Here is a 4014-nt window from a genome sequence, read left to right as displayed (position 1 = left end):
GCACGGGCGCCCGCAGGCACCGGCGAAGGCCGGGTGATGTATCTCGGCAGCGGGTCCGAGGCGATGGAAGCCGCGCTGAAACTGGCCCGGCAGTACCATCTGGAACGCGGCGATACCGGCCGCACAAAGATCATCGCCCGCGCCCCCAGCTATCATGGCAATACCCTTGGCGCGCTGGCCGTGGGGGGCCATGCTGGCCGGCGCGCGCCTTTCGCGGCGATGCTGATGGACGTCTCGCACATCGATGCCGCCTATGCCTACCGGATGCGCAAGGACACCGAGACGGAGGATGAATTCGCCACACGTCTTGCCGCCCAGTTGGAAGAGCGCATCGTCGCGCTCGGCGCGGAGACGGTCGCGGCCTTCGTGGCGGAACCTGTCGTGGGTGCCTCGCTCGGCTCGCAACCCGCGCCACCGGGGTATTTCACACGGATACGCGAAATTTGCGACCGTTACGGAGTGCTTTATATCGCGGATGAGGTCATGTGCGGCATGGGCCGGACCGGAACGCTCTACGCCTTGGAGCAGGAAGGTATCTGCGCCGATATCACCACCATGGCGAAGGGGCTCGGCGCAGGCTATCAGCCCATCGCGGCGGTGCTGGCCAGTGAAAAGGTGGTGCGCCCCATCCTCGCGGGCAGCGGGCGGCTGTGGAACGGTCATACCTATATGTCCCACGCGACCGCCACGGCCGGATCGCTCGCCGTGATGCAGGAGATCGATGAACGGAACCTGCTGGGAGCCGTCAAAACCCTCGGCGCCCGGTTGCGCGAGAACCTGACCGAACGGCTGGGGGATCATCCCCACGTGGGGGACATTCGCGGGCGCGGGCTGTTCTGGTCCTTCGAACTGGTCGCGGACCGGTCCACCAAGGCGCCCTTCCCCGTGGGCCGGAACGTGGCGGGGCAAATCCAGCGCCGCGCCATGGAAGCCGGGGTGGTCTGCTATCCCTCGCAGGGCTGCGCGGATGGAACAGCAGGGGACCATGTTCTGCTGGCCCCCTGCTTTACCTCCACCGAAGCGGAGATCGACCTGATCGCACATACCATGGCAGAGGCGGTCGCGACCGAACTGCCGGGCTAGATCACTCCGGCGCGTTCTCCATGCGCTTGGGCGCGCCGCTGGGCATATCCGTCCCGATATAGGGCTGGTTGTCCTTCTTCCATTTGCCGAACCCGCCCTCCAGGTGGGCAATGCTCTGCGCGCCCGCTTCGAGCACCTTGCGTGCCATCTTTCCCGACCGCGCGGAGGAGCCGCACATCAGCACGATCGGCTTTTCGCGCTGGCTGGGCAGGTAATGCGGATCGAAGAAAGCCATCGGAAAGAGCAGTGCCCCTTCGACATGCTCGAAGGCATATTCGGCTGGCGTGCGTACATCGATCAGCACGATTTCGCCCTTCTTCATGGCGGTCGCGACCTCTTCCGGGGTCCATGTCTCCAGTGTTTTTCCGTCAATGTCTTCGGTCTGCATGGCTCTTTCCTTCGTTCTGTTGGTCCGGGATCGCCCGGGACCGGTACAACCATAACGGACGGCGCGCCCCGGTGTTCCAAGAGAGGGTGGCCGCCGCTGAGGCGGGATTGTGACATGTCTTGTTTACCTGTGTTCACGCCCCGTTAACCAAAAGAACGCAGCATCAGAACATCTGACAAGGGAGTCCGGCTGCAATGGGCGAAATGAGGGAGGTCGCGGAGGAAGAACGTATCGCCAACTGGCGGGCGGAACGACAGGCCGTGGGGGAGCGGGAGCGGCAGGAACGCATCCGCCAAAGGCAGGAGGAAGCCCGCGCCGCGGAACTGCGCCGACAGGAAGAAGCGGCACGCCTGCTGCCCGATCCGCGAGAGATCGAGGCGGAGCGCGCGCACCTTTTGCGCCGTGCGCGCATGCGCCGGGGGCGGACGCTGGCCGCCTTTGCAGTCTTCGTCGTGCTGCCGACGCTGCTGATCACTCTTTATATGGCGCGGATTGCCACACCGCTGTTCGAAGCACGCTCCGTCACCGCGATTTCATCGGCGGCGCCACAGGAACAGGCGGGCAACAGTGGAATATTCACCGGGGGGTTGGCGGCGGGCCCCAGCCTTGAAAAGACCTTCATGGCGCATGAATACCTTCGGTCGCGCGCGCTGCTCACGAAGCTGGAGGATGATACCGGTTTCGTGACCCGGCTGTCGGGGCCGCAGATGGACCCGCTGCGCCGCGCGCGGTCCTATCCGGTGCTGGGGCTGGACCGGCTGGACATGATGGCGCGTTTCCTGCGCGCCGCGGTGGATATTCAGAGCGGTCTGCTCACCATCCATGTCAGCGATGTCTCGCCCGAACAGGCGCGCATCACGTCCGACCAGGTGCTGGTGCTCTTGGGGCAGCACATAAATGCGCTGTCGCAAGAGCTTTTCGCCCGCCGCGTGGCCCAGTCCGAAACGGCGGCGGCAGATGCGCGGCGCGAACTTCTGCAGGCGCAGCGGGCGCTCACGCAGCTTCAGATCGACAGCGGCGAAGCGGATCCGAGAACCCGGGTCGATGCGATCTATGCGTCGGTCGGGCAGCTGCGGACGGAGGTGGAGGAAACACGTTCGAAAATCGCGACGCTGGAGGTTGCGAACCGAAGTCAGAACTACGCAGTGGGGCGACTGCGCGAACTGGAATCGCGGCTGACCCAAAGGATCACCGACCTGCGCCGACAGCTTTTCGAAAGCGCGAACGGCACCTCGCCGCTCAATGCCCTGTTGCTGGAACATGAACTTGCAACGCTGAGGGTGGAGATTGCGCAGGAGACACTCTCAGGGGCGCTTGCAGCCTTGTCACAGGCCAGAAAGGAAGCCGAACTGGGCCGCAGCCAGTTCCAGATCGTCGTCCCCCCACGCACCGCCGCCGTGGCGACGGACCCGAACCTTCTGCGGATCGCCCTTTTGTGTTTCGTGACGCTGGCCACGGCCTTCGGCGTTGCAAAACTGCTGCGCGCGGGCCGTGTCGATTGATAGGTAGTGTTCTCTGGCGGTCTTCGGCCGTCAGCATCCGGGCCGGCAGCGAACCTCGCGATAGTCGCCATATCTGACCTTCGACAGGTCGGCCCCCGTCCGCCAAGCGGCACAATCAGGGCCACAAATCACGCCGGGTCGTGCAGCATCGCGTCCTGCGTCATGGGCCGAAACCAGTCGCGGAACCATTCATGTACCAATGCGCGGGCAAAAACTTCGGTGTAATGGGCAAGACCACTGCTTTCGTCCGCGATGGCCCGTCCCTGACCCATGCGCCGCATCGCCTGCGTCGGATCGCATAGGGGCAGATCGAGCCGCCGCGCCACTTCGCACACCTGCCGGATAAAGACATCGCGGCCGTTCAGGCTCTGCCCATTGGGCAATTTCGCATCCACATGCGACACGATGAGCAGTCTGCCAAGCCCGTCCTTCAGTTGTGCAAGGTCACGCTCCAGCATCCCGGCATCGCAGAACTGCAGTTCGATCCGTTCCAGCACGGCGGCCTCTTTGCGCTGGCGTGCCGTCGCCCCCCAAACGTCGCCGAGGAAATCGCGCATGGCCATCCGGTCACGCGCCCGGCAGAGGCGCATATAGGCGAGCGTGCGCGGAACATCCGCGAAGAAGTCGGCGAAATGGCGGCGCAGGTAGTTCAACTGCACGAATTCGCCGTCCAGCGCGAAAGTCTTGGCGGAAGAAACCTCGACCACGTAGATATCACTTTCTTGGTGGCTCTCGGCGTTCTTGACCGCCAAGGGCGTGCCGGGGGCGATCAGCGGCCATACCTCCGTCGAGGGGGTATATTCGCCTTTGAGGTAGCGCATCTGCTGCACCGCTTCGGAGGCGGAATGGGAATATCCGTAAAGCCTGCCGCCATTGATGGCGTAGCCCAGTTCTTGGCGGCCCAGTCGCAGGGGCGTCGCGATGCGGCAGGAACCGATTGGGGTGATCGTCAGCATAACGGGGTGCTCCCTTTATTGGCGGGGCCGGTGCGCGGGCCGTAGAAGTGGCCCAGATCCTCGATCAGCCGGGAAAGACCAAAGC

At 64.3% G+C, this 4014-nt stretch carries 4 protein-coding genes; 2 read left to right on the top strand and 2 right to left on the bottom strand.

Annotation, left to right across the window (positions count from 1 at the left end; all coding sequences use genetic code 11):
* A partial coding sequence (locus A3764_RS12165; protein ID WP_067951629.1) for an aspartate aminotransferase family protein occupies positions 1-1083 on the top strand: 1083 nt, incomplete at its 5' end.
* Between the two features lies 1 nt (position 1084).
* On the opposite strand, the gene A3764_RS12160 is transcribed toward A3764_RS12165, so the two are convergent.
* Positions 1085-1471, bottom strand: coding sequence for a rhodanese-like domain-containing protein (locus A3764_RS12160; RefSeq protein ID WP_067924065.1), 387 nt, complete (start codon positions 1469-1471; stop codon positions 1085-1087).
* Positions 1472-1665: 194 nt separating this feature from the next.
* On the opposite strand from A3764_RS12160, the gene A3764_RS12155 reads away from it, so the two are divergent.
* Positions 1666-2973: a hypothetical protein gene (locus A3764_RS12155; protein ID WP_067924067.1), complete on the top strand. Its 1308-nt coding sequence runs from the start codon at positions 1666-1668 to the stop codon at positions 2971-2973.
* A gap of 128 nt (positions 2974-3101) precedes the next feature.
* Here A3764_RS12155 and A3764_RS12150 read toward each other — a convergent pair whose 3' ends face one another.
* Complete coding sequence (locus A3764_RS12150; RefSeq protein WP_067924074.1) at positions 3102-3929, bottom strand: hypothetical protein; 828 nt, start codon at positions 3927-3929, stop codon at positions 3102-3104.
* Between the last annotated feature and the right edge of the window lie 85 nt (positions 3930-4014).

Source organism: Sulfitobacter sp. HI0129, from assembly GCF_001635395.1.
Classification (GTDB): Bacteria; Pseudomonadota; Alphaproteobacteria; order Rhodobacterales; family Rhodobacteraceae; genus Sulfitobacter.
This window is presented reverse-complemented; position numbering and strand designations above follow the sequence as displayed.